Raw genomic sequence first — 1,563 nt, 5'->3', positions numbered from 1 at the left:
GTGCCCCACCCATGGGTATGTTTAACCGAACAAAATTGGTATATTCATAAAAACCAATGGCGTTCATAATATGTACCACATGGAAGAAAGAGATTCCATAATTCTCGCCTATAGGCGTGACGGATTGAGCATCCGTGAGATCGCCCGTCGTAACGGCATGAGCCGCAAGACTGTACGCAAGTATCTCCGGGCTTTCGAACAAGCGGTCGGTGACAACCCCGATGCGGAAGCAATGGACACGTACCTGCAGCAGCCGGTGCGCTATGACAGCAGCAAACGTGTCCGCAGAGTGATGAACCAGCAGGTGATGGAGGCGATAGACGGCTTCATGGCCCGCAACCGGTCTAATGCCGCGGCCGGATTGCGCAAGCAGCAGATGCGCAAGATTGACATGTGGCGCCGGTTGCGCGATCAAGGCATAGAGATTGCCTATTCGACGGTATGCCAGTATGTCCGTGCATTGGAAGTGGCGGTGTCCGCTCCAGCCAAGTCCCCGGCGGCGTTCATCCGCCAGGAGTATGAACCGGGGTTCCGGTGCGAGTTTGACTGGGGCGTGCTGACACTTTGGATTGCCGGTGTCAAGACGAAGCTGCACATGGCCGTGTTCACGATGAACCATAGCAACCTGCGGCGGGCATACCTGTTCTCCCGCGAGGACACGTTGGCCCTGATGGAAGCACACCGCAACTGCTTCCGTGCTTTGGGGGGCACGCCGCAAGTAATGGCCTACGATAACATGCGGGTGGCCGTCAAGAAGTTCCTTGGACAGGAGCGCGAACATACCGATGCCCTGCGCCGCATGGAACTCCACTATTGTTTCACCCCTCATTTCTGTAATCCGCGTTCGGGATGGGAGAAAGGTAAGGTGGAGCGTTCGGTGGAACATATCCGCCGGCGGGCTTTCGCCTATGATGTCCGTTTCGGTTCGCTGGAGCAGGCGCAGTGTCATCTTGACAAGGTCTGTGACAGGCTCAACGGGGAGGCTTCCAACATGTCTGCGCAAGAGAAGAAGGAGCGCGTACAGGCCGATATTGCGGCTTTGCGGCCGCTTGACCACGGTGACATGGGCTGCTTTGAGCAGCGGCATGCCCGTGTCGGGAAGTATTCCACCATTACCGTCGATGGTGTGCATTACTCTGTGCCTGACCGGCTTGTCGGTCGGGAGGTACCCATAAAGATGTATTCCGAGCGTATTGTCGTGCTTGACGGTCGCGACAAGGTAGCCACGCATGTACGCTCCCGGCGTCTCGGTGACTGGTGTATCGACCTGATGCACTATCTGGGCACGTTCCTTCGCAAGCCTGCGGCGTTGGGACGATCCACGGCCATGCGACAGGTACACCCGGACGTGGCGGCACTGTTTCGCAAACATTTTACGGATTCTCCCAGATCGTTTGTCGAACTGCTCGTGTTTACCCGTGACAACCAGCGCACTTATGCCGACATACTGGCTGCGGCAGACCGTCTGTCCTCCCGGGGACTCAAACGCCTGTCTTCCGAACAATTGAGCGCCGAGATGCTGGCCAGTGACGGCAATGGAACCGCAAACGTCCGTCAAGACGC

General features: G+C 57.2%; 1 protein-coding gene. It reads left to right on the top strand.

The features are described 5' to 3' along the window. Positions 1-79: 79 nt before the first annotated feature. A partial coding sequence (istA, locus tag ACESTD_RS18365; RefSeq protein ID WP_373170165.1) for an IS21 family transposase occupies positions 80-1,563 on the top strand: 1,484 nt, incomplete at its 3' end.

Origin of the sequence: Bacteroides sp. AR20 (assembly GCF_964250605.1) — a bacterium.
GTDB classification, from domain to species: domain Bacteria; phylum Bacteroidota; class Bacteroidia; order Bacteroidales; family Bacteroidaceae; genus Bacteroides; species Bacteroides uniformis.
This window is presented reverse-complemented; position numbering and strand designations above follow the sequence as displayed.